The sequence below is a fragment of the Azospira sp. I13 genome, assembly GCF_003112695.1.
Lineage (GTDB): Bacteria > Pseudomonadota > Gammaproteobacteria > Burkholderiales > Rhodocyclaceae > Azospira.
This window is the reverse complement of the sequence record NZ_BFBP01000013.1, coordinates 220,073-246,699: the sequence shown is the minus strand read 5'-3', so window position 1 is coordinate 246,699 and position 26,627 is coordinate 220,073. Positions and strand designations below refer to the sequence as shown.

Here is a 26,627-nt window from a genome sequence, read left to right as displayed (position 1 = left end):
GACGGCACCAACCGCAATGTCGCCGTCACCGTCACCGACAATGCCGGCAACACCAATACCACGGCCGACACCACCAATGCCACGGTGGATAGCGTCGTGCCCACCGTCACCGACGCCCGCATCAGCATCAGCGGAGCCACGGGTATGGGTGGCACCTACAAGATCGGCGACACCGTCACCGCCACCTGGAACAACACCGCCGGTGGCGACAATAACACCGACACCATCAGCGCCGTCACCTTCGACTTCAGCGCCTTTGGCGGCGGCAGTGCCGTGGCTGCCACCAACAGCGGCGGTACCTGGACGGCCACCTACACCCTGGTCGCCGGTGCGCTGAATGGCGCGACCAATCGCAATGTCTCGGCAACTGTTACCGACAATGCCGGCAACACCAAGACCACGGCCGATACCACCAATGCCACGGTGGATAACCAGGCGCCGGCCAGCACATCCGTCACCGTTCCCGCCGACAGCACCTATGGTGCCGGCGCCAACTGGGATTTCACCGTCAATTTCGATCAGGCCATCACGGTCACCGGCAGCCCCCAGATCGATCTCACCGTCGGCAGCACCACCCGGCAGGCGGTCTATGTCTCCGGCTCCGGCACGTCGGCCCTGCTTTTCCGCTACACCACCCAGACCGGAGACAACGACAGCGACGGCATCGCCATCGGTGGCAACATCGCCCTGGCCGGCGGCACCCTAACGGATGCTGCGGGGAACAACGCCACCCTGACCCTGAATGGGGTTGCCGCCACCAGCGGGGTGAGGATCGCCACCAACTTCCTGCCCACCCTGAGCAGCCTAGGCACCCTCACCGGTGCCAATGAAGATACGGAGCGTGCCATCTCCCTGGCCGACCTGGCCGCTGCCGGGAATGAAGCCGACACCGATGGCAGCGTCACGGCCTTCGTCGTCAAGGCGGTCTCTTCCGGCAGCCTGCGCATCGGTACCGACGCGGCCTCCGCCACCGCCTGGAACGCCACCACGAATGCGGTGATCGACGCCACCCACCAGGCCTACTGGACACCGGCGGCCAACGCTAACGGCAACCTCAACGCCTTCACCGTGGTCGCCCGGGACAACGTGGGAGGCGATTCCCTGACGCCGGTCCAGGTGGTGGTCAACGCAGCCGCCATCAACGATGCGCCGACGCTCGCCGTCAATGGTGGGCTGACCCTCAACGAAGGGGCCACCGCCACCATCGGGGCCGGCGACCTGGCGGCCGGCGACCCGGACGATAGCGGCACGGGCCTCACCTACACGGTCACCGCCGCCCCGGCCCACGGCCAGCTGGAACTGAGCGGCGCCCCGGGCATCGCCATCAGCAGCTTCACCCAGGACGACCTGGACAACAATCGCCTGCGCTACGTGCACGACGGCGGTGAAAGCAGCAGCGACGGCTTCACCTTCACCCTGGCCGACGGCGGCGAGAACGGCGCCGCCGCCCTCAGCGGGCAGACCTTCGCCATCACCATTAATCCAGTCAATGACGCCCCGGCAATCAGCCAACTCGGCGGCGACAGCCAGAGCTATCTCATGGCCTCCGGCGCCCGCCTCATCGACCAGGGCACTTTGCCGGGCGTGACGGATGGGGACTCCAGCAATTTCGACAGCGGCACCCTGACCGTCGCCATCACCGGCAACCGGGTCAGCGCAGAGGACGTGCTGGCCATCCGCCACCAGGGCAACGGGGCCGGGCAGATCGGCGTTTCCGGTGGCAATGTGAGCTATGGTGGCGTCCTCATCGGTACCGCCACCGGCGGCACCGGCACCGACGACCTGGTGATCACCTTCAATGCCAATGCCAATGCCACCGCCGTGGCGGCGCTCTTGGCCAACATCACCTACGAGAATGTGGACACCCTGGCCTGCACTGCCAGCATCCGCAGCATCAGCTTCACCCTTACCGACGGCGACGGCGGCACCTCCGCCCCCCAGGTGGCCACCGTGGACGTCAGCCAGAACACGCCACCCACCGCCACGGACGGCAGCGTCACCCTGAATGAAGACACAAGCCATGTCTTCAGCGCCGCCGCCTTCCACTTCAATGATGCCGATGGTGGCGACAGCCTCCAGTCCATCCGCATCACCAGGCTGCCCGCAGCCGGCGGTCTGACCCTGGCGGGCTCGGCGGTGACGCTCAACCAGGTGATCAGTGCCGCCGACATTGCCGCCGGCAAGCTGCAATTCACCCCGGCCGCCGACGCCAACGGCGCGGCCTACGCCCAATTCCAGTTCCAGGTGAGCGACGGCAAGAGCTACTCCGTCGCCCACACCCTGACCCTCAACGTCACCGCGGTGGACGACGCGCCGACCCTGGCCACGGTGCCGGGCACCCGCTACACCGACACAACCGCCAACGACGCGTTCACTGCCCACAGCGGCACCCTGAGCGGGCAGGACAAGGACGGAGAGGCACTGACCTACGGCATCCAGGGGGCAACTCCGGCCGGCGGCACCGCCACCCTGGCGGGCCGCTACGGCACCCTGAGCCTCAACACTGCCACCGGGGCCTACACCTACACCCCTAACGACAGCGCCATCAATGCCCTCAGCAGTGCCGCCAGCGATCCCTTCACCTTTACCGTGAGCGACGGCCACACCCTGGTCAGCACCACCTTCACGGTGGATCTGGTGGGCACCAATGACGCACCGGTGCTGGCCACGCCGACGCCCCTGCACTACACCGATACCGCCGCCACCGACACCTTCGCCGCCCAAAACGGCTCCCTGACCGCTACAGACAAGGATGGCACCGCCACCCTCACCTACGGCCTGGCCGGCGCCACCATCAGCGGCACCACGGCCACCCTGGCCGGCCGCTACGGCACCCTGACCCTGGACACCCGCAGCGGCGCTTACCGCTATCAGCCGAACCCCGGGGCCATCAACGCCCTCTCCGGCCCGGCGGAAGAGACGTTCACGCTAAGCGTTAGCGATGGCAACGCCAGCAGCGACGCGCGCCTCACAGTAGCCATTGCCGGCGCCGATGACGCTCCCGGCGGGCGAGTCAGCATCGGCGGTGCCCCGGTGGCCGGTGGCACCCTGACCGTGCAGCAGAACCTGCAGGACGCCGAAGGCATGGGGGCCGTCAGTCTCCAATGGCAGGCCGGCGACGGCCATGGCGGCTGGGTGGACATCGCCGGCGCCACCGGCAGCCAACTGACCGTTTCCGCCGACCTGGCCGGCAAGGCCATCCGCGCCCTGGCCAGCTACACGGACGGCGCCGGCAATGCCACGGTGGTCGCCAGCAGCGCCACCGAGGCCGTCAGCAATGTCCCGCCGCCCCCCATTCCGGTCACGGCACCGGTAATGCCGACCACGCCGGGGGCTCCTGCTGCGACCGCTGTCGAGGCCCCGCCTCCGACCTCGTCCTTGCCGCCGGTAGTATTCCTTCCCCCAACCTCCACGAATGGCCTGCAACACCTGACGTCGGCCGGGGACGGCCCCGCCAGTCTGCCGATCGGCGAAGCCTCCAGTGCGGCGACACGGGAAACCGGCTTGGCTCAATTCAGCCCGACCTCCTTGCTGACCCGGCCGGCCACCCCCGGGGGGTTCCAGGTCGTGGTGGTGCCGCAGGGCCGCGGCCAATCCGATGCCCTTTTGCTGAGCCATCCGCTGAACAACGTGGTACTGCCGGCAGGCAGCCTGGAAATGGTGATCCCGGCAGACACCTTTGCCCATACCAACCCACAAGCGACCGTTCACCTGCAAATGTTGCAGGCCGATGGCCGGCCATTACCGCCCTGGGCTAGCTTCGACCCCCGCACGGGAAAGATCAAACTCCAGCCGCCTCCGGGCACGCGGGGAGAGTTGACCCTGCGTCTGGTGGCTCGCGACAACCTCGGTCATGAAGCGGTCACCACCTTCAGCATCGTTATCGGGCGAGGGGAAAAACAGGCCCTTGAAACCCCGGCAGGCCGGAGTGGCTTGAACGAACAGTTGCAGCGCGCCAGCCAACGCTCGGGCTTCCCGGAACGCCTGGCTGCCCAGGCCGCAGCAGCATCCATTCCCGTTGCGCCGGCGCAGGCATGACCCCGGCTGTTCCGGAACATCATCCGCTGCTGACCCTGATCGACCTCTGCCACGCCGCCCGCTCGGCGACGACGGTGGAGGCCCTGGGCTTTCTTCTGGTCAACGACACCCAGCGCCTGGTGGCCTACCGGCAGGCGGCCCTGTGGCAATGCCAGGGCGGCATTCAGGCGCTCTCCGGTGTCATGGAGGCCGACGGCAATGCGCCCTACGCCCAGTGGCTGCACAAAGTCTGCAACCATCTCCACGGCCTCGACAGTGCCGCATCGGCCCAGGATGCCCTGGCCGAGCCCCCCCTCACGCCCCGGCCCGTGCAGGCCGGCGACCTGCCCCCCGAACTGGCGGAAGCGTGGCAGGCCTGGTTGCCGGCCCAGGCTCTGTGGCTGCCCCTGGCGGTGGCAGGGCCGCGAGGAGGAGGGCTTTTACTGGCGGCCGACGCCCACTGGCCGGCCGCCGAGCTGGCCCTGCTGGCCGAATGGGGCCATGCCTGGCAGCACGCCTGGCGAGGCCTGCAACCTCAAGCTGCCTGGTCGCCACGGCGCTGGCTGGCGCAACTGCCCGACTGGCTGCGGGCCTCCCGGGAGCAGCCCTGGTGGCGTCGGCGCCCGTTGCAGCTGACCCTCGGTGCCTTGCTGGTGCTGCTTTTCCCGGTGCGCCTGAGCGTATTGGCGCCGGGGGAGCTGGTACCGGCCCGGCCCGCCGTGCTGCGGGCCCCCATGGAGGGAGTCATCAGCCAGTTCCACGTCCGCCCCAACGAAGCGGTGCGGGCGGGCCAGGCCCTTTTCAGCTTTGACGAGGCAGCCCTGGCCAGCCGCCTGGAAGTGGCCCGGCAGGCCCTGGCCACGGCGGAGGCGGAATACCGCCAGTTCGCCCAGTTGGCGCTGAACGATGGCAAATCGAAAGGGCAGCTGGCGGTATTGGCGGGCAAGATCGGCGAAAAACAGGCCGAGGCGGACTACCTCGCCCGCCAGTTTGAACGCAGTCACGTCGTGGCCCCCCAGGACGGTATCGCCCTCTTCGACGATCCGGCGGAATGGGTCGGTCGCCCCGTGCAGACTGGGGAACGCATCATGCGGGTGGCCGCTGCAAACGAGGTGGAGATCGAGGCCTGGATCGCCATCGGCGATGCCATTCCCCTGGAGGCAGGCGCCCCCGTGCAGCTCTACCTCTCCGCCACGCCCTTCCGGCCGGTGGCCGGCCGCCTGCGTTACCTCAACCATGATGCGGTGGCCCGCCCCGACGGCAGCTATGCCTACCGGGCCCGGGCCCGCCTGGAGGACGTGCCCCGGGACCGCATCGGCCTGAAGGGCACAGCGAAGTTGCATGGGCAATGGACAACCCTGATCCACTGGGTGCTGCGCCGCCCCCTGGCGTCGATCCGCCAGTTCATCGCCTTCTGAAGCCCCATGGCCGCCCTGCCTCCGCTCCGGCAAGAGCTGGACCTGCTGCCTGGCCCCGCCCTGGCCAACGGCAGCCCCAGCTGGACCCTGCACGACCCGGTGCGCAACCTGTTCTTCCAGCTGGACTGGCCCAGTGTGGAAATCCTCCGTCGCTGGCACCTGGACGATGCCCAGGCCATCGTCGCCGACATCGCCCGGCACAGCACCCTGAGCCTGGATGCCGCCGAAGTGGCGGTGCTGGCTGACTTCCTGCGGCAGAACCAGCTGGTGCAGATTCCCCCCGGCGGTGCCGGCCAGCTGGGCCAGCGCCTGCACGAGCAGCGGCGCGACAGGTTGCGCTGGCTGCTGCACAACTATCTCTTCTTCCGCCTGCCGCTACTGCGGCCCGATGCCTGGCTAAGCCGCTGGAGCCCCCTGGTCGCCGGCTTCTACAGCCCCCTCTTCCTGCGCCTCACTTTGCTGGCGGCCGGCCTTGGCCTGATCAGTGTTTATCGGCATTGGGAGCATTTCTCCACCACGCTGGTGGACATGCTCAGCTGGGAGGGTATGGCGGCCTACGGTCTGACCCTGGTGGCAGTAAAAATCCTGCATGAGCTGGGCCATGGCTTTACGGCCAAGCGTTACGGCTGCCGGGTACCCACCATGGGCGTGGCTTTTCTCGTCCTCTGGCCGGTGGCCTATACGGACACCAACGAGGTCTGGCGCCTCACCCGGCGGGAGCAGCGACTGGCCGTGGCCGCCGCCGGCATCCTGACGGAACTGGCCATTGCCGCCTGGGCGACCCTGGCCTGGGCTGCCTTGCCGGAAGGCGGCCCCCGTACTGTCGCCTTTCTCCTGTCGACGACGACGTGGATATCCACCCTGGCCATCAACGCCAGCCCCTTCATGCGTTTCGACGGCTACTTTCTCCTGGCCGACGGGCTGGGCCTGCCCAACCTGCACGGGCGGGCCTTTGCCCTAGCCCGTTGGGACCTGCGGGAACGGCTCTTCCAGCTGGGGGAGCCGGCCCCCGAGTACTTCCCGCCCCACCGGGCCCGGGGTCTGATCCTTTTCGCCTGGGCCACCTGGCTCTACCGGCTGGTCCTTTTCCTCGGCATTGCCGCCCTGGTTTACCACTTCTTCATCAAGGCCGTCGGCATCCTGCTTTTTCTGGTGGAAATCGGCTGGTTCGTGCTGTTCCCCTGCTGGCGCGAAGTACAGGCCTGGCGGGCTCGCTGGCCTCAGTTGAAGGTCAGCGGCCGGGCTCGACACAGTGCTGCGGTAGCGGCCCTCGCCCTGCTGCTGTTCGCCCTGCCCTGGCCCAGCCGCATCGGCAGCATGGGGCTGTTGCAGCCCCGGGAGCAATGGCCGATCTACAGCCCGGAGCAGGCCCAGGTGATTGCCTTTCCCTACGCCAATGGCGCCACCGTTCCCGCCGGCGCGGTGCTGCTGGAACTGCAATCCCCCCAACTGGAGGCCCGGGCAGCCCGCAGCGAAGCCCGACGCGAGCAACTGGCCTGGCAGGCTGGCAGTGCCGGCTTCGACAGCGACACGGTGCGGGACTGGCAGGTGCTGCATGAGCAGCTCCATACCGCCGAAGCCGAACAACGGACGGTGGCTGCCGATGCCGCCCGCTACGCGCCCCGGGCGCCCTACGCCGGCATTCTGCGGGACCGGCCGCCGGACCTGCAGGTGGGGGACTGGCTGGGCAACCGGGAACTGCTCGGCCGGCTGGTCAAGCCGGGCCCACAGCAGGTTCTGACCTACGTGGACGACGAGGCGGTGGCCCGCATTGCCGTGGGGGATCGGGCCTTGTTCTCCGCCGAAGGCGGCGCCGGCCCCCATCTGGGGCTGCGGGTCACCCGCATCGACCAGGACGCCAGCCGGGTGCTGGGCGAAGCGGAGCTATCCACCCTGTTCGGCGGCCCCATCCTGGTACGGGAGCGGCAGGGGCTGCTGTACCCGGAGCGGGCGGTATACCGGGTGCAGTTCGAGGTGGAGTCGCCCACCCCGGACGAGCAGCACAGCTGGCGCGGCCAGGTCACCATTGCCGGCCGCTGGGAAGCCCCGGGCCTGCGTTTCCTCCGCTCGGCCCTCAGCCTGCTGTGGCGGGAGGCTGGCTTCTAGCGCCCCTGAGGGGGGGACATCTAACTAGCTGATTCCAATGGTTTGAAGCGGAACTTCCTGCACCATTAGCACTCTATGAAAGCGAGTGCTAAAATGCATTTCGAGCTGTTCAAGGAGGAATCAACCATATGACCCACGCTCTCACCCTGTCTCACAGTCTGCCTTCCACGGCAGGCAATCTGGATGCCTACATCCAGGCGGCCCGGCATTTCCCGATGCTGAGCGAGACGGAGGAGTTCGCCCTGGCCCGTCGCTTCCGTGAAGAGGACGATCTGGATGCGGCGCGTCAGTTGGTGCTCTCCCATCTTCGCCTGGTCATCGCCATCGCCCGGGGCTACCTGGGCTACGGCTTGCCCCACGCCGACCTGATCCAGGAAGGCAACATCGGCCTGATGAAGGCCGTGAAGCGATTCGATCCCAGCCGCGGCGTGCGTCTGGTGTCTTTCGCCATGCACTGGATCAAGGCCGAAATCCACGAATACATCCTGAAGAACTGGCGCCTGGTCAAGGTGGCCACCACCAAGGCCCAGCGCAAACTGTTCTTCAACCTGCGCAGCCTGAAGGCCGACAGCGATACCCTGAGCCCTGCCGAAGCCGCCGAAATTGCCCAGAAGCTGGGCGTCAAGGCGGAAGAGGTGGTGGAAATGGAAACCCGCATGAGCGGCCGGGACATGGCCCTGGAAGGCAACCCGGACGACGAAGACGAGCACCGGGTCGCCCCCATCGCCTATCTGGCTGACGCGGCGGCGGAACCTACCCAGGTCATGGCCGCCCGGGAATACGAGCGACTGCAGACCGAAGGCCTGCAAGGCGCCCTGGCCGGCCTGGATGAACGTAGCCGCCGCATCATCGAGGCCCGCTGGCTGGATGAGGAAAACCCCGCCACCCTGCATGATCTGGCAGCCGAATTTGGCGTTTCCGCCGAGCGCATCCGCCAGATCGAAGCCAAGGCCCTGCAGAAGATGCGCGGCTTGCTGGCGGCCTGAAGCACCGCTCCCCCAGCGCCCATGAAAAGGCCGGCATCCGCCGGCCTTTTTGTTTGATGTGCAAGCGTCGGGCACCCGACTTCAACGGCTGACCGCCCCCTCTTGCCCCGGAGCCGACCCACCGCCTTTTTCAGCAGGCCCAGGGGCGCCCATTTCAACCTTCCCTAGCGCCACCTTTTCACCCCCCGCTTCGAGCAGCCGCCGCAGATCCGCCTCGATGTCCGCCAGGGGCGCCTGGTCGGCCAACAGCAGGCGCAGCTTGCCCTGCCGGTCGTAAACATAGGCTCCAGCGGTATGGTCGATGAGGTAGCCGAGGCCGCCCCCCACTTCCTGGCGCACCGCCACGACGCGGAATTCCTGCAGCAGGGCCGGCAGTGCCTCCGGCTCGGGGCGCAGGGCAAGAAAGCGGGGATGGAACCAGGGCACATAGTCGGCCAGGCGGGCCGCCGTATCCCGCTGCGGATCGACGCTGACGAACAATACTTGCACCGCCTCGCCCGCCATACCGAGGTCGGCCAGCACCTGGGCAAAACGGCTGAGGCTGGTGGGGCAGACATCGGGGCAGGTGGTGTAGCCGAAAAACAGGATCACCACCTGGCCTTGGAAGTCAGCCAGACGACGGGGCTGGCCCCGGTGATCAACCAGGGGAGCGGGGAATTCCCGGGCGAAGGGGGCACCACTGAGATCGGTGTTGTGGAAAGGAGGCACGCCGTCGCATCCGGCCAGGGCCAGAGCAAACCCCAGCCCCAGACCAACACCAAGCCGACGCAGCAGCTTGCCGCCAAATGGTGCTGGAAATTGTGCTGGAAGCAGCCGCCACCAGTGCGGGGCAAAGGGCTTCTTGCTGGAGAAAGAGCCAGGCATGGGAGATAGGGAAGATGGCAACAGCCGGAACGGTGACTGTAGCCTCAGCCGAGCAACCAGGCTACCCAGAGCGGCATGGTGACCATGGAGCCCAGGGTGGACGCGGAGATGAGCCAGGCGACGCTCTGCCCGTCGCCCCCCATACGCATGGCCAGGATATAGGCGGAGGACGCCGTGGGCAGGGCGGCAAACAGCACCGCCACATGCAGATAGAGGCCGCTCAGGCCCAGCCAGGGGCCGATGAAGGTGGCCGCCAGGGGCAGGGCCAGAAGCTTGATGGCCAGCAGCAGGAAGGAGGCTCCCCGCACCCCGGACTGGCCCTTGAGACGCAGGGCGGCCCCCACCGCCAGGAGGCCCAGAGCGATGGAGGCATCGGCCAGGCGGGAGAGGAACATCTGCAGGGGCTGGGGCGGCACGAAGCCAGCCAGGTTGAGCAGGAAGCCGGAAGCTGTGGCCCAGATCAGGGGATTGCGGGCCACTTCCCGCAGCACACCGGCCTCACCGTGGCGGGCCAGCATCCATACCGAGACCAGATTGGCCACGGGCACCGCCGCCCCCACCACCAGGCCCATGGCGGCAATGCCGGGGTTGCCGAAGAGCAGACCGGCAGCAGCCAGAGCAATATAGGAATTGAAGCGGTAGCCACACTGAAAAATGGAAGCGAAGACCAGGGGCTTGAGACGGAAGAAGCGTAGCCCGGCCCAGCCGAGCGCCATCCCGGTGACCATGCAAAGAAAGGCAGTGATCAGCAAGGGGCCCGCCGCCGCCAGGTCGAGCCGCGTCTTCAGCACAGCATTGACCAGCAGGGCGGGAAACAGCACGAAATAAACCAGGCGTTCCAGGCCCATCCAGAAATGATCGCCCAGGGGCATGAAGCGGCGCAGGGCGACGCCCAGCAAGATCAGGGCGAAATCGGGCAGGAGCAGGAGGGCGGTCGTGGGCATGGCGCCATTCTACCGACGGTGGTCAAAGCCACGCTTGGTCAGGCACGCAGTCAGGATTCGCCAGAGACGAAGGCTGGGAGCCCGTGGCAAAATGCGGGCTGACGTAAGGGAGAAACCAGTATGCACGACTACGGCATCATCCGCTTTGGCCCCCAGTACCACGTAGGGATCGCCCAGGTGGACCAGGAACACCAGCAACTTTTCGATATCGTCGGCCGCATCCAGCATTCCCTGGAGCAGGGTGGCGACGATGCCCAGGCAGAAGCACGGCGGGCAGTGAGCGAGCTACTGGAATACACCCGTACCCATTTCGCCAGCGAGGAATCTCTCATGGCCGCCGCCGGCTACCCGGAACTGGCGACCCACCAGGATCTGCACCAGGAACTGCTGCATCAGGTCAGCGACATGGAAATCCGCGTCGAGGTGGGCGAGCCTTCGGCCAGCCTGGATCTCTCCCGCTTCCTCGCCAATTGGCTGATCAACCACATCCAGGCCGCCGACCGCCGTTTCGGCGCCTTCTGTGAAGGCCGGCAGCAGGGCTGAGGCCGCCCCCACCTTGCGCCGCCCACGGTCTCTCGCGCTTGCCGGGCATGCAAAAGAAAAGCGCCCACGGGCGCTTTTCCTGTTTCCGGGGCAAGAACTTCCGGCTTAGAGCCGGTACTGGGCCACCACCTGCTGCATTTCCTGAGCCAGATGGGCCAGTTCACCTGCGGTATCGGAGGTGGACTGGGCCGCGGCACTATTCTCCTCGGACATCTGGGCGATCTTCTCCACTTGCTGGGCAATGGCGGTGCTGGCCATGCTCTGTTCGCGGATGGCATCGGAAATGTCACCCACCATATCCACCGTGCGACGGGAACCGCCGCCGATTTCCTGGATGGCCTGGTTGGCCTGCTCAGCCCGGGAGACCCCCGTATCCACCTTTTCCACCACAGCATGGATGCCCTGCACCGCAGCCTGGGCACCGGCCTGCATTTCCAGGATGGTGGTGGCGATTTCCTGGGTGGACTGGGTGGTGCGCTCGGCCAGCTTGCGCACCTCGTCGGCCACCACGGCGAAGCCCCGGCCCTGCTCGCCGGCCCGGGCCGCTTCGATGGCGGCGTTGAGAGCCAGCAGGTTGGTCTGGTCGGCCACTTCCTTGATCACTGCCACCACGTTGTTGATACGCTCACTCTGCTGCTCCAGGCGGGCGATCTGTTCGGAGGCATTGCGCACGGTTTCGGCGATGCCGTTGATGCCATGGACGGTCTCACCGATGATTTCCTCGCCCTTGTGAGCCAGGTCGCCGGAAGCCACGGAAAGGATGTTGGCCTCGCTGGCCCGATCCGCCACGTGGGTGATGCTGACGGTCATTTCCTCCACCGTGGCCGCCATACTGGAGGCGGCCTCGCTCTGGTGGCCGGAGGCGATGGACATCTCGTGGGAAGCCGTGGCCACCCGGTTGGCTGCCGTATTGACGGCCTGGGTGTGGTTGGAAATTTCCCGGAAGCTGGCTTGCAGGCGCTCCAGCAGGCGGTTGAAGGCACTGGCGGCCTGGGCCACCTCATCCGTGCCCCGCACCGGTAGGCGGCCGGTGAAATCCAGTTCCCGCTCGATACGGGTGAACATGCTCACCATGCCGCCCAGGGAACCGCTCACGTGCTGATACACCATGAATCCCAGGCCAGCCGTGAACAGGGCGGCCAGCGCAATCACTACAATGGAGCCGATCTTCCCGCTGCTGTAGGCCTCGCTGGCCTTGCGCACTTCCTCTTCCGCCAGTTGCTCGTTGTATTTGGCATGGGCCTCGATGTTGTCGGCCAGCTTCTTGGAAATCTCACCGGCCTGGCCGATACCAGCCCGGGCCTTTTCGGTCTGGCCGTCACGGGTGGCGGCGATGGCCGGATCGAGCAGGGAGATGTATTCCTTCACCAGGGCCTTGCTGTTGTCCAGGTACTGGCGGTCCTTGTCATCGCTGATGAGGCGCTCGTAATCCTGCAGGTAGCGTTGCAGATCGTCCTTGGCACCATTGATGCGCTTTTCCACTGCCGGCCGCTGCTCATCGGTACTGAGCAGGAAGATCAGCATCTGGGTGCGCAGCTTGAGGAAACCAGCCTCCATATTGGCCACCTTGCGGATGCTGGGGATGGAGTTTTCATGGGCATAGGCCAGGTTGGCATTGATCGCGCCCATCTGGTGCAGGCCGAAAACACCCACCGCGATGAGGCCGATCAGCGCCACCAGGATGAGCAGAACGAGGCGTTTGGCAATGGTCATGAGGATTCCTCTCCCGGCCTTGCTGCCGGGTTTGATCTATTTTAGGGACCGCAGTCAGCAAAGTACGGGCTATTACTGACAACACCCTGCCATGTTCTCAAATTCCTGCCCCCATCGCCAGCCTGGATACCCCCCTAGCCAGTCTGTACGCGCCAAGGTATGGGGAAAAAAATGGGGCGCCCGAAGGCGCCCCCACAACAGGCAGAGGTAATGAGGTGGCTCGAGTTACTCGTACTTGCGGATGTCGTCGATGACCTTGCCGTCGTTGGGCAGATCCCCGGGACTGACGAAACGGACTTCACCCCGCAGCTTGGTGACGTCGCGGATGCTGGCGATCACGGCATCGCCCAACACATCGTCGCTACGGGCGCTTTCGCAGTGCAGGGTCATGCGGTCCTGGCCGGTGGCGTTGTCCACCACCAGGCGGGCCCGCGCGATTTCCGGGTGGCGCTTGAGCACCTGGGCGATCTGGTGCGGATGGACGAACATGCCCTTGACCTTGGTGGTCTGGTCGGCCCGCCCCAGCCAGCCCTTGATACGCACATTGCTGCGACCGCAGGGAGAAATGCCCGGCAGCACGGCGGAAAGGTCACCGGTGGCAAAGCGGATCAGGGGGTAATCCAGGTTGAAGGTGGTGACCAGCACCTCCCCCACTTCCCCGGGCGCCACCGGGTCGCCGGTGCCGGGGCGAACGATCTCCAGCAGCACGTCCTCGTCCAGGGTCAGGCCTTCCTGGGCTTCGGTTTCGTAGGCAATCATGCCGAGGTCGGCCGTGGCGTAGCACTGGCGGACGGTGATGCCCCGGGCGTTGAGGGCCTGGCGCAGGGAGGGCGGCAAGGCCTCGCCGGAAACCAGGGCCTTGGACAGGGAAGAAACGTCGGCCTGTTGCTCATCCGCCTTCTCGAGAATGATCTTGAGAAAGGAGGGCGTGCCCACATAGGCCGCCGGCCTCAGGTCGGCAATGGCCTGCACCTGCATTTCCGTCTGACCGATGCCGGCGGGAAAGACCGGGCAGCCCAGCTTGTGGGCAGCACCCTCAAGCATGAAGCCGGCCGGCGTGAAGTGATAGGAAAAGGTGTTGTGGATCAACTCGCCGGAACGGAAGCCCGCCGCATGTAGAGCCCGGGCGAAACGCCACCAGTCCTGGCCCCGGCCTTCCGGATCGTAGATGGGCCCGGGGGAGGCATAGACCCGGCTGAGGCCCGACAGGGGCGTGGCATTGATGCCGCCAAAGGGCGCCTGTTCCCGCTGCAGATGGATCAGGTCGCTCTTGCGCGTCACCGGCAGGGCCGCCAGGGCTTCCCGGTTATGCACGTCATTGGGGTTGATCTCCGCCAGCAGCTTGGCAAAGTAGGGCGAATGCAGCTTGGCATGGCCTACCTGGCGCGGCAGACGATCCAGCAATGAGCGCTCCCGTTCCTCGGGGTCTCGGGTTTCCAGCGAGTCGTAGTATTTCATCGGGCGTTCCTCAATCGACGCTCATCAGTTCTGTTTTTGTTCCTGCAACTACCACGTACCGTAGGCAAAAAAGTAGCGCCGTCAGGCAAGGCGGGAGCCGGCGCCGTGGGCTCCTGCCCACAAGCCGGCGAACAACGCCGCCTGGCGGCGTGCCCTTTTGCCTACGAGAGCCAGCGTTTGCGGCGGCGGTAGTGCTTTACATCCTTGAAGCTCTTGCGCCCCGCCGACGACAGCCCCAGGTAGAACTCCTTCACGTCCTCGTTCGAAGCCAGCTCCTTGGCGTCGCCTTCCATCACTACCCGGCCGTTCTCCAGGATGTAGCCCAGGTCGGCGTAGCGCAGGGCCACCATGGTGTTCTGCTCGGCCAGGAGGAAGCTGACGTTTTCCTTGCTGTTCAGGTCCTTCACGATCTCGAAAATTTCCTCGACGATCTGGGGCGCCAGGCCCATGGAGGGCTCATCCAGCAGGATCATTTCCGGCTTGGCCATGAGGGCCCGGCCGATGGCGCACATCTGCTGCTCGCCGCCGGAGGTATAGCCGGCCTGGGAGGCCCGGCGCGTCTTCAGGCGGGGGAAGTAGTGGTAGACCATCTCCAGGTTCTGCTTCAGCTCGCTGCGGGAAATTCCCCGGGTGTAGGCACCGGTGAGCAGGTTTTCTTCAATGGAGAGGTGGGCGAAGCAGTGGCGGCCTTCCATCACCTGGATGACACCCCGCTTGACGAGTTCGTTGGGGGTCAGCTGGTCAACCCGGGCACCCTTGAATTCCACGTTGCCCTTGGTGACGTCGCCCCGCTCGGCATGCAGCAGGTTGGAAATGGCTTTCAGGGTGGTGCTCTTGCCGGCGCCGTTGGCGCCCAGCAGGGCCACGATCTTGCCCTTGGGAACGGTCAGGGACACCCCTTTGAGCACCAGGATCACGTGGTCGTAGATGACCTCGATATTGTTGATGCTGAGGTAGTTGTCGGTGGCCGCCGGGCTGGCTTGGGTCGTCGTGTTCATTGGCATTCTTTCCCTTCTCTGGGGGAAGGGGATGGGGCGCCGGCCCCATCCCCGGTCAGCTCAGGCTCAACCTTCCTTGGCGCAGTCGCGCAGGGTCAGGCCCTTTTCCTTGGCGTACTTGCCGGCAGATTCCTCGATCATGGGGCGGACCATTTCCTTGTCCGCATCCACCCAGTCGGAAACCACCTTCCAGGCCTTGCCATCCCACTGCTGGAACTTCACCTTGCCGGAACCTTCGTGGTCGGCGCAGGTGATGGCCAGATCGGGCATGAAGCCTTCGGCACCCAGTTCCTTCAGGCGCTTGGCATCAATGTGCAGATGCTCGAAGCCCCAGCGGGCCTGCTCGGCGGTGAGGGGCTTGCCCTTGCCGAACTTTTCCTGGGCGACGCGGATGGCCTCGACGGTGATGATGCCGTGCACCACCCCCCGGTTGTAGTAGATGGACCCGACCCGGGACTTGTCTTCCATGTTGCCCTTGTTCTTCTTGTAGACGTTGTCCTGGATGGCCTTGACCACCGGGTAGTTGGTACCGGCCACGTTGAAGCCGGCTGCGGTAAAGCCCTTGGCGGCATCGCCGGCGGGCACGGTGTCTTCCTCAGCGCCGGACCACCACACACCCACCATCTTCTCGCGCGGGAAGCCGGTCTTGGCGGCGGCCTTGAGAGCGGTCGGGTTCATCACGCCCCAGCCCCACAGGATCACCCAGTCAGGCTTCTCCTGGCGGATGGTCAGCCACTGGGACTGCTGCTCGTTGCCCGGGTGGGCCACGGGGATGGTCTTCAGGTTGAAGCCATGCTTGGCGGCCTGCTTCTCCAGCACGGGGATGCCTTCCTTGCCGAAGGCGGAGTCGTGGTAGAGATAGACGATCTTCTTGCCCTTCAGCTTGTCCAGGCCGCCTTCCTTCTGGCCGATGTACTTGACCATGCCGGTGGCCTGGGACCAGTAGGTAGTGATCATCGGGAAGACCCAGGGGAAGACCCGGCCATCCGCCGCATCGGTGCGGCCGTAGCCAATGGTCACCATGGGAATCTTGTCCTGGGCCACCTTGTCCAGCACGGAGTAGGTGATGCCGGTGGACAGGGGCTGGAAGGTGGTATTGCCAGTGGCGCCCTTTTTCTTCAGACGCTCGTAGCACTCAACACCCCGGGCATTGTTGTATTCGGTCTCACATTCTTCCCAGGTCAGCTTGACGCCGTTGATGCCGCCGTCCCGCTCGTTCACCAGGGTCATGTAGTCGATCCAGCCACCGTAGATGCCAGAACCACCGGCCGCATAGGGGCCGACCCGGTAGGAGGGCAGGCCGATGAACTGCTCCTTGGCCTGGGCCAGGACAGAACCAGACACGCCGGCGGAGGCGGCTGCGGCGACCAACAGGGCGATAGTTTTAACTTTCATTGTCTTGTCTCCTCTACTGTTTATATGGGTGCTGCAATGACTTCCAATACCTGGGTTAGTGGGGGAAAGGCCACAGGCGCAGCTTTTCCTTGCCGATCTGCCATAGTCTCGCCAGGCCATGGGGCTCGACGATGAGGAAGAAGATGATGAGCCCGCCGAAAACCATCAGCTGCAGGTTGGAGCTGATGCTGGGGGGCAGAAGGCCGGTGAGAAAATCCTGGATCAGCACATCCAGCAGGATGGGCAGCAGGACGATGAAGGCGGAGCCGAGGAAGGAGCCCATGATGGAGCCGACGCCGCCGATGATGATCATGAAGAGGATCTTGAAGGACAGATCCAGATTGAAGCCCTCCGGCTCCACCGTGCCCAGGTAGGCATAGGCGTAGAGCGCACCGGCGACACCGCAGTAGAAGGAGCTGATGGCAAAGGCCAGAAGCTTGGTGTGCATGATGCGGATACCGATCACCTCGGCGGCCACGTCCATGTCCCGCACCGCCATCCAGGCCCGGCCAACGGAGCTACGCACCATGTTCTTCGCCAGCAGGGCCATCACCACCACGATGGTAAGGACCAGCAGATAGACGGAGACCGGCGTGTCGAAGCGGAAACCGAGGATCACGATGTCCTGGGCGGTAATCACCCCGGACGACGAATCCATGGAGAACCAGCCGAACTTGGTGAGGGCCCAGACGATGAAGAACTGAGCCGCCAGGGTCGCCACCGCCAAGTAGAAGCCCTTGATGCGCAAGGACGGCAGGCCGAAGAGAATGCCCACGGCTGCTGCCGACAGACCGCCGCCGATGAAGGCCAGCAGCACCGGCATGCCCTCGATGCGCCCCATGAAGTTGTAGGCAGCGAAGGCCCCCACCGCCATGAAGGCGGCAGAGCCCAGGGAAAGCTGGCCGGCATAGCCGGTCAGGATATTCAGCCCCAATGCCGCCAGGGAGAAGATGAGGAAGGGAATCAGGATCGCCTTGATCCAGTACTCGCTGGCGACAAAGGGCACCACCAGGGCCGCCACGGCCAGGATCAGGCCGATGGCGATGCGATCCTGACGAATGGGGAAGATCTGCTGGTCGGCAGCGTAGCTGGTCTTGAATTGTCCGGCTTCACGGTAAAGCATGGTTTTGTCCTCTCCTTGAATCCGGTTAAACCCGGTCGATGTGCTTCTCGCCGAACAGGCCTTCAGGCCGGACCAGCAGGAAGGCGAGGGCCATCACATAGGGGAACCAGGAGTCGATGCCACCGCCCACGTAGCCCCCCAGATACACTTCCGCCAGCTTCTCGGTGGAGCCGATGATGAGGCCGCCAACAATGGCGCCGGGCACCGAGGTGAAGCCGCCGAGAATGAGTACCGGCAGGGCCTTCAGGGCAGTGAAGGTCAGGGCAAACTGCACGCCGTTGCGGGCGCCCCAAAGCAGCCCCGCCACCAGAGCGACAAAGCCGGCCACAGCCCAGACGATGCGCCAGATGTTCTGCAGCGGGATACCGATGGAGAGCGCGGCCTGGTGGTCATCCGCCACCGCCCGCAGGGCGCGGCCCACCCGGGTGTATTGGAAGAACAGGGCCAGCAGGGTAACCAGCGCAGCGGCAACACCGGCAGCGAAGAGGTCGAAGGAAGAGACCAGGATGCCGGCCTTGTCCATCAGCCACTCGATGGGCTCGTCCTGGATGCCCAGGTCGAGGCCGCGCACGGTGGAGCCCCAGATGCCCTGGGCCAGACCTTCGACGAAGAATGTGAGGCCGATGGTGGCCATGAACAGGGTAATGTGGGGCTGGTTCACCAGGGGCCGCAGCACGATCCTTTCGGTCGCCATGCCCAGCAACACCATGGCGCCGAAGGCCAGGATCAGGGCGAGCCAGAAAGGCGCCCCCATTTCCTGGATGCCGACGAAGGTCAGGGCGGCAAAGAACACCATGGCGCCCTGGGCGAAGTTGAACACGCCGGAGGCCTTGTAGATCAGCACGAAGCCCAGGGCCACGAAGGAGTACATCACCCCCGAGAGCAGGCCGCCGATCAGCACTTCAAAAAAGAATTGCATCGCTTGTTCCTCCTTTAGTGGGCCACGCCCAGATAGGCAGAAATCACCTCCTGGTTGTTGCGCACATCATCCGGCGTGCCATCGCCGATCTTCTTGCCGTAATCCAGGACCACCACCCGGTCGGAGATGTCCATCACCACGCCCATGTCGTGCTCGATGAGGACGATGGTGGTGCCGAACTGGTCGTTCACATCGAGGATGAAACGGCACATGTCCTGCTTCTCTTCCACGTTCATGCCCGCCATGGGCTCATCCAGCAGCAGCAGGGATGGCTCGGCGGCCAGGGCCCGGCCAAGTTCCACCCGCTTCTGCAGGCCATAGGGCAGGCGCCCCACCGGCGTCTTGCGGATGTGCTGGATTTCCAGGAAATCGATGACCTCCTCCACCTTCTCCCGGTGGGCCAGCTCTTCCTTCTGGGCCCGGCCCAGGTAGAGCGCCTGTTCCAGGAAGCCGCACTTCATCTTGGTGATGCGGCCGGTCATGATGTTGTCGAGCACGCTCATGCCCTTGAACAGGGCGATGTTCTGGAAGGTGCGGGCAATGCCCTGGGTGGCCGCCATGTGGGGCTCCATCTTCTTGCGCTCTTCGCCGCGGAAGACGATGCGGCCTTCCTGGGGGTGGTACACCCCGTTGATGACGTTGAGCATGGAGCTCTTGCCGGCGCCGTTGGGGCCGATGATGGCGCGGATCTCGTGTTCCTTCACATTGAAGGAAATGTCGGTCAGGGCCTTGACCCCGCCAAAGCGCAGGGAGATGTTCTGCAGGTCGAGCACGACCTCACCGACCCGGCGCCCGTTATGGTTTTGTTCGCTCATGAAACGCTCCGTTCGGGATTAGGCGGCCTGGCGCACGACGGGCAGGGTCTTGGCATCGCGGATCACCAGATCCGCCGCCACCTTGCCGACACGGCCATCTTCAAACTTCACCTGGGTCTCGATGAACTGCGAAGTCTTGCCCGCGTAGAAGGCATCGATCAGCACCGCGTACTTTTCCGAGACGAAGTTGCGGCGCACCTTGCGGGTGCGGGTCAGCTCATCGTCGTCCGGGTCCAGTTCCTTGTGCAGGATGAGGAAGCGGTGGATCTGGGAATCCGCCAGCATGCCGTCCTCCACCAGTTGGACATTGACCTGCTCGACGCACTCCTGGATCAGCTCATAGACCTCGGACTTGGCTGCCAGGTCGGTGTAACCCGAGTAGGCAATACCACGGCGCTCGGCCCAGTTGCCCACGGCACCGATGTCGATGTTGATGAAGGCGCAGACCTGCTCACGGCCGTTGCCGAAGGCCACGGCTTCCTTCACGTATTGGAAGAACTTGAGCTTGTTCTCGATGTAGTTGGGGGCAAACATGGCGCCGTTGGCCATCTTGCCCACATCCTTGGCCCGGTCGATGATCTTCAGGTGGCCGTCGTCATCGAAGAAGCCGGCATCCCCGGTCATGAAATAGCCTTCGGCATTGAGGGCCTCGGCCGTGGCATCGGGTCGCTGGTAATACTCCTTGAGCAGCATGGGTCCCTTGACCAGAATCTCGCCGTTGTCGGCGATCTTCACTTCCACACCCGGTGCCGGTTTGCCCACCGAATCCAGCTTGATCTGGCCATCGGGTTGCAGGCAGACATAGGCGCAGGTTTCGGTCTGGCCGTAGAGCTGCTTGAGGTTCACGCCGATGGAGCGGTAGAAGCGGAAGAGGTCGGGGCCGATGGCGGCGCCGGCGGTGTAGGCAACGCGGATACGGCTCATGCCCAACACGTTTTTCAGCGGCCCGATAATCAACAGATTCGCCAGGGAATAGGCCAGACGATCACTGCCGGAAACCGGCTTGCCATCCAGGATGTCGGCACCGCAGCGCTTGGCCACATCCATGGCCCAGGCAAACAGCTTGCGCTTGATGGCACCGGCGTCTTCCATGCGGATGGTCACCTGGGTGAGCAGGTTCTCGAATACCCGGGGCGGGGCGAAATAATAGGTGGGGCCGATTTCCCGCAGGTCGGTCATCACCGTGTCACCGGACTCGGGACAGTTGATGGTGAAGCCGGCCACCAGGGACTGGGCGAAGGAGAACAGATGGTCGCCCACCCAGGCCATGGGCAGATAGGAGAGGATGTCTTCGCCCTCCCCCAGGTTGTCGAACTGGCAGCCTCCCTTGGCCGCGGAGATGAAGGCCTCGTGGGCCAGGCAGACGCCCTTGGGCTTGCCGGTGGTGCCCGAGGTGTAGAGCATGACGCCGGTATCGGTGGTCTGGCCCAGCGCAATCTCGGCATCCAGGAAATCCGGATGGTTCTGGTGATGGATACGGCCCATGGCCATGACGGCTTCAATGTCATGGATGAAGGGCTGGTTGTAATGGCGCATGCCCCGGGCATCGTCGTAGATGATGTGGTCCAGCTGGGGTAGCTGTTCACGCACCTCCAGGAGCTTGTCCACCTGCTCCTGATCCTCGACGATGGCAAAGCGGATGCCGGCATCCTGGAGGACGAAGAGCATTTCGTTGGCCACCGCATCCTGGTACAGGGGCACCGGCACGCCACCGAGGCATTGCACGGCCGCCATGGTCATGTACAGGCGGGGACGGTTGTCACCGATGATGGCCAGGTTGTCGCCACGCTTGAAGCCCAGCTCGGCCAGGCCGCAGGCCAGGGCACGAACATTCTCGGCCACCTCGGCCCAGCTCCAGGTCTGCCAGATGCCGAGATACTTCTCGCGCATGGCGGGGCGGTGTCCCCGTACCTTGGCATGGTGAAAGAGCAGGCGCGGAAAGGTCTCACCCGTGAGATTACGGGTGTGCGCCGCCTGGGAAGAAGCCACTTCCGGCATAACATCTCCTCCATTGTTATCCCCGCGTCGACCAGCGTCTCGCGGTTTTGTCCGGCGCCATCCGTGCGGACGGAAGCCGGGTACTGCTTCGGTGTTGGCGCGGGGTTCCGGTCTTCCCGGTAACCCTGCGCCGGCTTGTCTCCTCCACCCTGGTCGAACACCTCATCAAGGAGGGTCGCCGGATGGCATTTGCACCCAATTTAGCGACGTGGCATGGCTATAATTGTCGTCGACCTGACAATTGGCTAAATAAATGCAGACGCTCTCCGAGTTGTTGCACAGCACCACCTGGGGCAGGGAACTGTCTGGCGAGGAATTCGCCAGAATTGAGGCCGGTACTTTTGTGCGCCGCATTTCTGCAGGGGGATTCATCTGCTACAAAGGTGAGCCCGTGGATTACTGGCTGGGCGTCATCGATGGCCTGGTCAAAATCGCCAGCCACGGGGTCTCCGGCAAGACGGCCACCTTCACCGGCGTGCCCACCGGCGGCTGGTTTGGCGAAGGTTCCATGCTGAAGAACGAGCCCCGCCGCTACGATGTGGTGGCCCTGCGGGACTCCCTGGTGGCCTGCATAAGCCGCACCACCTTCCAGTGGCTGCTCGACAACAGCATTCCCTTCAACCGCTTCCTCCTGCACCAGCTCAACGAACGCCTGGGCCAGTTCATCGGCCGGGTGGAAATGGACCGGCTGCTGGAAACGGACGCCCGCATCGCCCGCTGCGTCGCCTCCCTCTTCAACCCCGTGCTCTACCCCGGCATCGGCCCCCAGCTGCAAATTTCCCAGGAGGAAATCGGCTACCTGGCCGGCGTCTCCCGCCAGCGGGCCAACCAGGCCCTCAAGCTGCTGGAGGAAGAAGGATTGCTGCGGGTGGAATATGGCGGTATCACGGTCATCGATCTGGAAGGCTTGCGCCGCTTCGGCGCCTAGCCGCTTTATCACCTCCTCACCACAAGGACGCTCCATGAGCAACGACACCCAACGTATCGTCGACGACGTCATCCAATCCCGCCGTTCCGTGCGGGCCTTCCTGCCCACCCCGGTGCCCCAGGAGGCACTCAAGGACCTGCTGCAGGTTGCCGCCCGGGCCCCCTCCGGCACCAACGTGCAACCCTGGAAGGTCTACGTGCTGACCGGCGAGGCCAAGGAAGCCCTCTCCAACAAGATCCTGGCGGCCTTCAACGACCCGGAAGAAGCCCAGACCCACACCGAGGAATACCCCTATTACCCGGCCAAATGGATTTCTCCCTACATCGAGCGCCGCCGCAAGGTGGGTCTGGATCTCTACAGCCTACTTGGTATCCAGAAGGGTGATGGCGCCCGTATGCAAGAGCAGCATGGCCGCAACTACAAGTTCTTCGACGCCCCCGTCGGCCTCATTTTCACCATCGACCGCATCATGCAGCAGGGCAGCTGGTTCGATTACGGCATGTTCGTGCAGACCGTCATGCTGGCCGCCCGGGCCCGTGGCCTGGACACCTGCCCCCAAGCCGCCTTCACCCAGTTCCACCGCATCATCGAGGAGCAACTGAACCTGCCGGAAAACGAGATGGTGGTGTGCGGCATGGCCCTGGGCTACGCCGACGAAAGCAAGCCGGAAAACCAGCTGCGCACCGAACGCGCGCCCCTGGAAGACTGGGTCAAGTTCATCGCTTGATCGGCCGCCAACGCGGCATCCAGCCCCGGCTCTGACTGGGGCTTTTTTTATTCTGACCGCCCCTCGTGAACAAAAAAAACCGGGCACAAGGCCCGGTTCGCAAACACAGCAGAGGTTCTTATTAGGAGCGGGCACTCTCTGGCGGAGCGTCCGTTGCTGTCTCCTTCTCCTTTGGTTTATTCCTGACTGCCGGAATCAGCGCTGGGGCCGGGAAAACCATCGCCCCTCGCGCTGAACCCGGTATTTACATGCTGCGACGGTACTGGCCGCCCACGTCGTAGAGCGCCGTGGTGATCTGGCCCAGGGAGCAGACCTTCACTGCCTCCACCAGCACGGCGAAGACGTTGCCGTTCTCGATCACCGTCTGCTTCAGCTTGGCCAGCATGGCCGGGGCCTTGTCCGCATTACGCAGGTGGAAATCCTTCAGGCGGGCGATCTGAGACTGCTTTTCCTCTTCGGTGGAACGGGCCAGCTCGATCTCCACCTGGGCGCTGCCCTTGGGATTCAAGAAGGTGTTCACGCCGATGATGGGGTAGGAGCCGTCGTGCTTCTTGTGCTCGTAGTAGAGCGACTCTTCCTGGATCTTGCCGCGCTGGTAGCCGGTCTCCATGGCACCTAGGACGCCGCCGCGGGAAGCGATGGCCTCGAACTCCTTGAGCACAGCCTCTTCCACCAGGTCGGTCAGCTCGTCGATGATGAAGGCGCCCTGGTTGGGGTTCTCGTTCTTGGCCACGCCCCATTCCCGGTTGATGACCAGCTGAATGGCCATGGCGCGGCGCACCGACTCTTCCGTCGGCGTGGTGATGGCCTCGTCGTAGGCGTTGGTGTGCAGGGAGTTGCAGTTGTCGTAGATGGCGATGAGGGCCTGCAGCGTGGTGCGGATGTCGTTGAAGTCCATCTCCTGGGCGTGCAGGGAGCGGCCGGAAGTTTGGATGTGGTACTTCAGCTTCTGGCTGCGCTCGTTGGCGCCGTACTTGTTCTTCATGGCCACGGCCCAGATGCGGCGGGCCACCCGGCCGATCACGGAATATTCCGGATCCATGCCGTTGGAGAAGAAGAAGGACAGGTTGGGGGCGAAATCGTCGATGTGCATGCCCCGGGCCAGGTAGGACTCCACGTAGGTGAAGCCGTTGGCCAGGGTGAAGGCCAGCTGGGAGATGGGGTTCGCACCCGCTTCGGCAATGTGGTAGCCGGAGATGGAGACCGAGTAGAAGTTCTGCACTTGGTTGTGCACGAAGAACTCCTGGATGTCGCCCATCATCTTCAGCGCGAACTCGGTGGAGAAGATGCAGGTGTTCTGGCCCTGGTCTTCCTTGAGGATGTCGGCCTGCACCGTGCCGCGCACGGAGGACAGGACCCACTCGCGGATCTTCTCGGCTTCGTCTTCGGTGGGCTCGCGGCCGTTGTCGGCGCGGAACTTCTCCAGCTGCTGGTCGATGGCGGTGTTGAAGAAACAGGCCAGGATGATCGGCGCCGGACCGTTGATGGTCATGGAGACGGAGGTGGTGGGGCAGACCAGGTCAAAGCCCGAGTACAGCACCTTCATGTCGTCCAGGGTGGCGATGGAAACGCCGGAGTTGCCGATCTTGCCGTAGATGTCGGGACGCACGTCCGGGTCGCAACCGTACAGGGTGACGGAGTCGAAGGCGGTGGACAGACGGTGGGCCGGCATGCCTTCGGAAACCTTCTTGAAGCGGCGGTTGGTGCGGAAGGCATCGCCTTCGCCGGCGAACATGCGGGTGGGGTCCTCGCCCTCGCGCTTGAAGGCGAAGACGCCGGCGGTGTAGGGGAAGGAGCCGGGGACGTTTTCCTTCATCAGGAAGCGCAGGGTCTCGCCGTCGTCAGTGCACTTGGGCAGCACCACCTTCTTGATCTTGGTGCCGGAGAGAGATTCGGAGACCAGCTTGGTGCGGATTTCCTTGTCGCGGATTTTCACCACGTACTCATCACCGGAGTAGGCCTTGACGGTATCGGGCCACATGTCGAGCAGCTTCTTGGCCTTGGCGTCCAGCTCGCTTTCCTTGCAGGCGATCAGTTCGTCGAACTTGGGCAGGGCGGCCTTGGCGGCATCGTCATAGCTATTGAAGAGGTCCTTGGAGATGCGCAGGGACTGACGCTCCCGGGCGATCTTCACCTGCTCGTCGATGTGCTTGTGGTATCCGCGCAGGGCTTCGGCAATCTCGGCCAGATAGCGGGTGCGCTCCACCGGCACGATGGCACGGCCGCGGGAGGATTCCTTGACCGTCACCACGGGCAACCTGCCGACCTTGCTCTTGAGGCCAAATTCGATCAGCTTGGGCAGGATGGCCTGGTACAGGGCAGTGACGCCATCGTCGTTGAAACGGGCAGCCATGGTGCCGAAGACGGGCATGTCGTCGGGGGACTGGGTGAACAGTTCCCGGTTGCGCTGATACTGCTTGCGCACGTCGCGCAGGGCATCTTCGGCGCCCTTGCGGTCGAACTTGTTGATGGCGACGAAGTCGGCGAAGTCCAGCATGTCGATCTTCTCGAGCTGGGAAGCAGCGCCGAACTCGGGGGTCATGACATAGAGGGAGGCATCCACCAGGGGAACAATGGCGGCGTCGCCCTGGCCAATACCGGAAGTCTCGACGATCACCAGGTCGAAGCCGGAGAGCTTACAGGCGGCGATAACCTCGGGCAGGGCAGCGGACACTTCGGAGCCGGTATCCCGGGTGGCCAGGGAACGCATGAAAATATTCGGATGCTCGATGGCATTCATGCGGATGCGGTCACCCAGCAGGGCGCCACCGGTGCGCTTGCGGGAGGGGTCGATGGAGATGATGGCCAGCTTGAGGCTGTCTTCCTGGTCCAGACGGAAGCGGCGCACCAGCTCGTCGGTGAGGGAGGACTTGCCGGCGCCGCCGGTACCGGTGATGCCCAGGGTCGGGGTGGTGGCCACCTGGGCGGCGGCTTCGATGATCTGCTTGCGCAGACCTTCGGGGTAAGCGCCATTTTCCAGGGCGGAAACAATACGGGCCAGGGCGCGGCGGTTGCCGGATTGCAGGTCAGCCAGGACTTCCTCGGGCTTCTGGGGGGCCAGGGTGGTGAGGTTGTAGTCGGACTGTTCCACCACGTCGTTGATCATGCCCTGCAGACCCAGGTGCTGGCCGTCTTCCGGGGAATAGATGCGGGTGACGCCGTAGTCGTGCAGTTCCTTGATCTCGGAGGGCACGATGACGCCGCCGCCGCCGCCGAAGACCTTGATGTTCTCGCCACCGTTTTCCTTCAGCAGGTCGATCATGTACTTGAAGAACTCGACGTGGCCGCCCTGGTAGGAGGTGATGGCGATGCCCTGCACATCTTCCTGCAGGGCCGCATTGACGATGTCCCCCACGGAACGGTTGTGTCCCAGGTGGATCACCTCGGAGCCGGTGGACTGCAGGATGCGCCGCATGATGTTGATGGAAGCATCATGGCCGTCGAAGAGGGAAGCCGCGGTGATGAAGCGCACCTTGTTCTTGGGCTTGTAAGGGACGATTTTCTTGGCGATGGAAAGGTCGGTCATGGCCAGGCTCCTCAAGGCAACCGGTGGGGGAAGAGGCCGGAATATCCTCCAGCCATTGATCCGGTCGAGTGTACGCCCAGGCGAAAGGCCCTCCCAGTGCACAAACTGCCGCCAATCGTGCAAAATCCGCCAAACATCGCAGGAAGACA

General features: G+C 64.4%; 19 protein-coding genes. 7 read left to right on the top strand and 12 right to left on the bottom strand.

Features of this window, described 5'->3' with window-relative positions:
• Positions 1-4,038: cadherin-like domain-containing protein (locus AZSI13_RS13960; protein WP_235609780.1), on the top strand; the 4,038-nt coding region annotated here is incomplete at its 5' end.
• 180 nt (positions 4,039-4,218) lie between these two features.
• Here the strand turns inward: AZSI13_RS13960 and AZSI13_RS18405 are convergent.
• Positions 4,219-4,302: a hypothetical protein gene (locus AZSI13_RS18405; protein WP_369406672.1), complete on the bottom strand. Its 84-nt coding sequence runs from the start codon at positions 4,300-4,302 to the stop codon at positions 4,219-4,221.
• A gap of 44 nt (positions 4,303-4,346) precedes the next feature.
• Here AZSI13_RS18405 and AZSI13_RS13955 point away from each other — a divergent pair, with 44 nt between their 5' ends.
• The 3 genes from AZSI13_RS13955 to rpoH all read left to right on the top strand — a co-directional run bounded on the left by AZSI13_RS13955 (position 4,347) and on the right by rpoH (position 8,527).
• On the top strand, positions 4,347-5,435 hold the full coding sequence (locus AZSI13_RS13955) for an efflux RND transporter periplasmic adaptor subunit (protein ID WP_369406671.1): 1,089 nt from the start codon (positions 4,347-4,349) through the stop codon (positions 5,433-5,435).
• A 6-nt stretch (positions 5,436-5,441) separates the two neighbouring features.
• Complete coding sequence (locus AZSI13_RS13950) at positions 5,442-7,541, top strand: site-2 protease family protein (protein ID WP_109041779.1); 2,100 nt, start codon at positions 5,442-5,444, stop codon at positions 7,539-7,541.
• A gap of 128 nt (positions 7,542-7,669) precedes the next feature.
• Positions 7,670-8,527 carry an RNA polymerase sigma factor RpoH gene (gene rpoH, locus AZSI13_RS13945; protein WP_109041778.1) on the top strand — a complete coding sequence of 286 codons (858 nt, stop codon included), beginning with the start codon at positions 7,670-7,672 and terminating at the stop codon, positions 8,525-8,527.
• 81 nt (positions 8,528-8,608) lie between these two features.
• On the opposite strand, the gene AZSI13_RS13940 is transcribed toward rpoH, so the two are convergent.
• The gene (locus tag AZSI13_RS13940) at positions 8,609-9,235 is read right to left on the bottom strand and encodes an SCO family protein (RefSeq protein WP_235609779.1); all 627 of its coding nucleotides are present in this window, start codon (positions 9,233-9,235) and stop codon (positions 8,609-8,611) included.
• A gap of 200 nt (positions 9,236-9,435) precedes the next feature.
• Complete coding sequence (locus AZSI13_RS13935) at positions 9,436-10,335, bottom strand: AEC family transporter (protein WP_109041776.1); 900 nt, start codon at positions 10,333-10,335, stop codon at positions 9,436-9,438.
• Positions 10,336-10,455: 120 nt separating this feature from the next.
• Between AZSI13_RS13935 and AZSI13_RS13930 the strand changes: the two genes are divergently transcribed.
• Positions 10,456-10,878 (top strand): bacteriohemerythrin, encoded by a 423-nt coding sequence (locus AZSI13_RS13930; RefSeq protein WP_109041775.1) that lies wholly within the window; start codon positions 10,456-10,458, stop codon positions 10,876-10,878.
• 105 nt (positions 10,879-10,983) lie between these two features.
• On the opposite strand, the gene AZSI13_RS13925 is transcribed toward AZSI13_RS13930, so the two are convergent.
• The 8 genes from AZSI13_RS13925 to AZSI13_RS13890 form a co-directional block, all read right to left on the bottom strand.
• A complete protein-coding gene (locus AZSI13_RS13925) occupies positions 10,984-12,591 on the bottom strand; it encodes a methyl-accepting chemotaxis protein (protein ID WP_109041774.1) in 1,608 nt (535 codons plus the stop codon).
• Positions 12,592-12,816: 225 nt separating this feature from the next.
• Positions 12,817-14,049 carry a phenylacetate--CoA ligase family protein gene (locus AZSI13_RS13920; protein WP_109041773.1) on the bottom strand — a complete coding sequence of 411 codons (1,233 nt, stop codon included), beginning with the start codon at positions 14,047-14,049 and terminating at the stop codon, positions 12,817-12,819.
• 161 nt (positions 14,050-14,210) lie between these two features.
• Complete coding sequence (locus AZSI13_RS13915) at positions 14,211-15,047, bottom strand: ABC transporter ATP-binding protein (protein ID WP_109041772.1); 837 nt, start codon at positions 15,045-15,047, stop codon at positions 14,211-14,213.
• Between the two features lie 66 nt (positions 15,048-15,113).
• Positions 15,114-16,442: an ABC transporter substrate-binding protein gene (locus tag AZSI13_RS13910; protein ID WP_109041771.1), complete on the bottom strand. Its 1,329-nt coding sequence runs from the start codon at positions 16,440-16,442 to the stop codon at positions 15,114-15,116.
• A 55-nt stretch (positions 16,443-16,497) separates the two neighbouring features.
• Positions 16,498-17,565 carry a branched-chain amino acid ABC transporter permease gene (locus AZSI13_RS13905; protein ID WP_109041770.1) on the bottom strand — a complete coding sequence of 356 codons (1,068 nt, stop codon included), beginning with the start codon at positions 17,563-17,565 and terminating at the stop codon, positions 16,498-16,500.
• A 25-nt stretch (positions 17,566-17,590) separates the two neighbouring features.
• Positions 17,591-18,484, bottom strand: coding sequence for a branched-chain amino acid ABC transporter permease (locus AZSI13_RS13900; RefSeq protein ID WP_109041769.1), 894 nt, complete (start codon positions 18,482-18,484; stop codon positions 17,591-17,593).
• 14 nt (positions 18,485-18,498) lie between these two features.
• The gene (locus AZSI13_RS13895; RefSeq protein ID WP_109041768.1) at positions 18,499-19,299 is read right to left on the bottom strand and encodes an ABC transporter ATP-binding protein; all 801 of its coding nucleotides are present in this window, start codon (positions 19,297-19,299) and stop codon (positions 18,499-18,501) included.
• Between the two features lie 18 nt (positions 19,300-19,317).
• Positions 19,318-21,297, bottom strand: coding sequence for a long-chain fatty acid--CoA ligase (locus AZSI13_RS13890; protein WP_109041767.1), 1,980 nt, complete (start codon positions 21,295-21,297; stop codon positions 19,318-19,320).
• Between the two features lie 253 nt (positions 21,298-21,550).
• Here AZSI13_RS13890 and AZSI13_RS13885 point away from each other — a divergent pair, with 253 nt between their 5' ends.
• On the top strand, positions 21,551-22,225 hold the full coding sequence (locus AZSI13_RS13885; RefSeq protein ID WP_109041766.1) for a Crp/Fnr family transcriptional regulator: 675 nt from the start codon (positions 21,551-21,553) through the stop codon (positions 22,223-22,225).
• Positions 22,226-22,259: 34 nt separating this feature from the next.
• The gene (locus AZSI13_RS13880; protein ID WP_109041765.1) at positions 22,260-22,952 is read left to right on the top strand and encodes a nitroreductase; all 693 of its coding nucleotides are present in this window, start codon (positions 22,260-22,262) and stop codon (positions 22,950-22,952) included.
• 244 nt (positions 22,953-23,196) lie between these two features.
• Here AZSI13_RS13880 and icmF read toward each other — a convergent pair whose 3' ends face one another.
• A complete protein-coding gene (gene icmF / locus AZSI13_RS13875) occupies positions 23,197-26,478 on the bottom strand; it encodes a fused isobutyryl-CoA mutase/GTPase IcmF (protein ID WP_109041764.1) in 3,282 nt (1,093 codons plus the stop codon).
• Between the last annotated feature and the right edge of the window lie 149 nt (positions 26,479-26,627).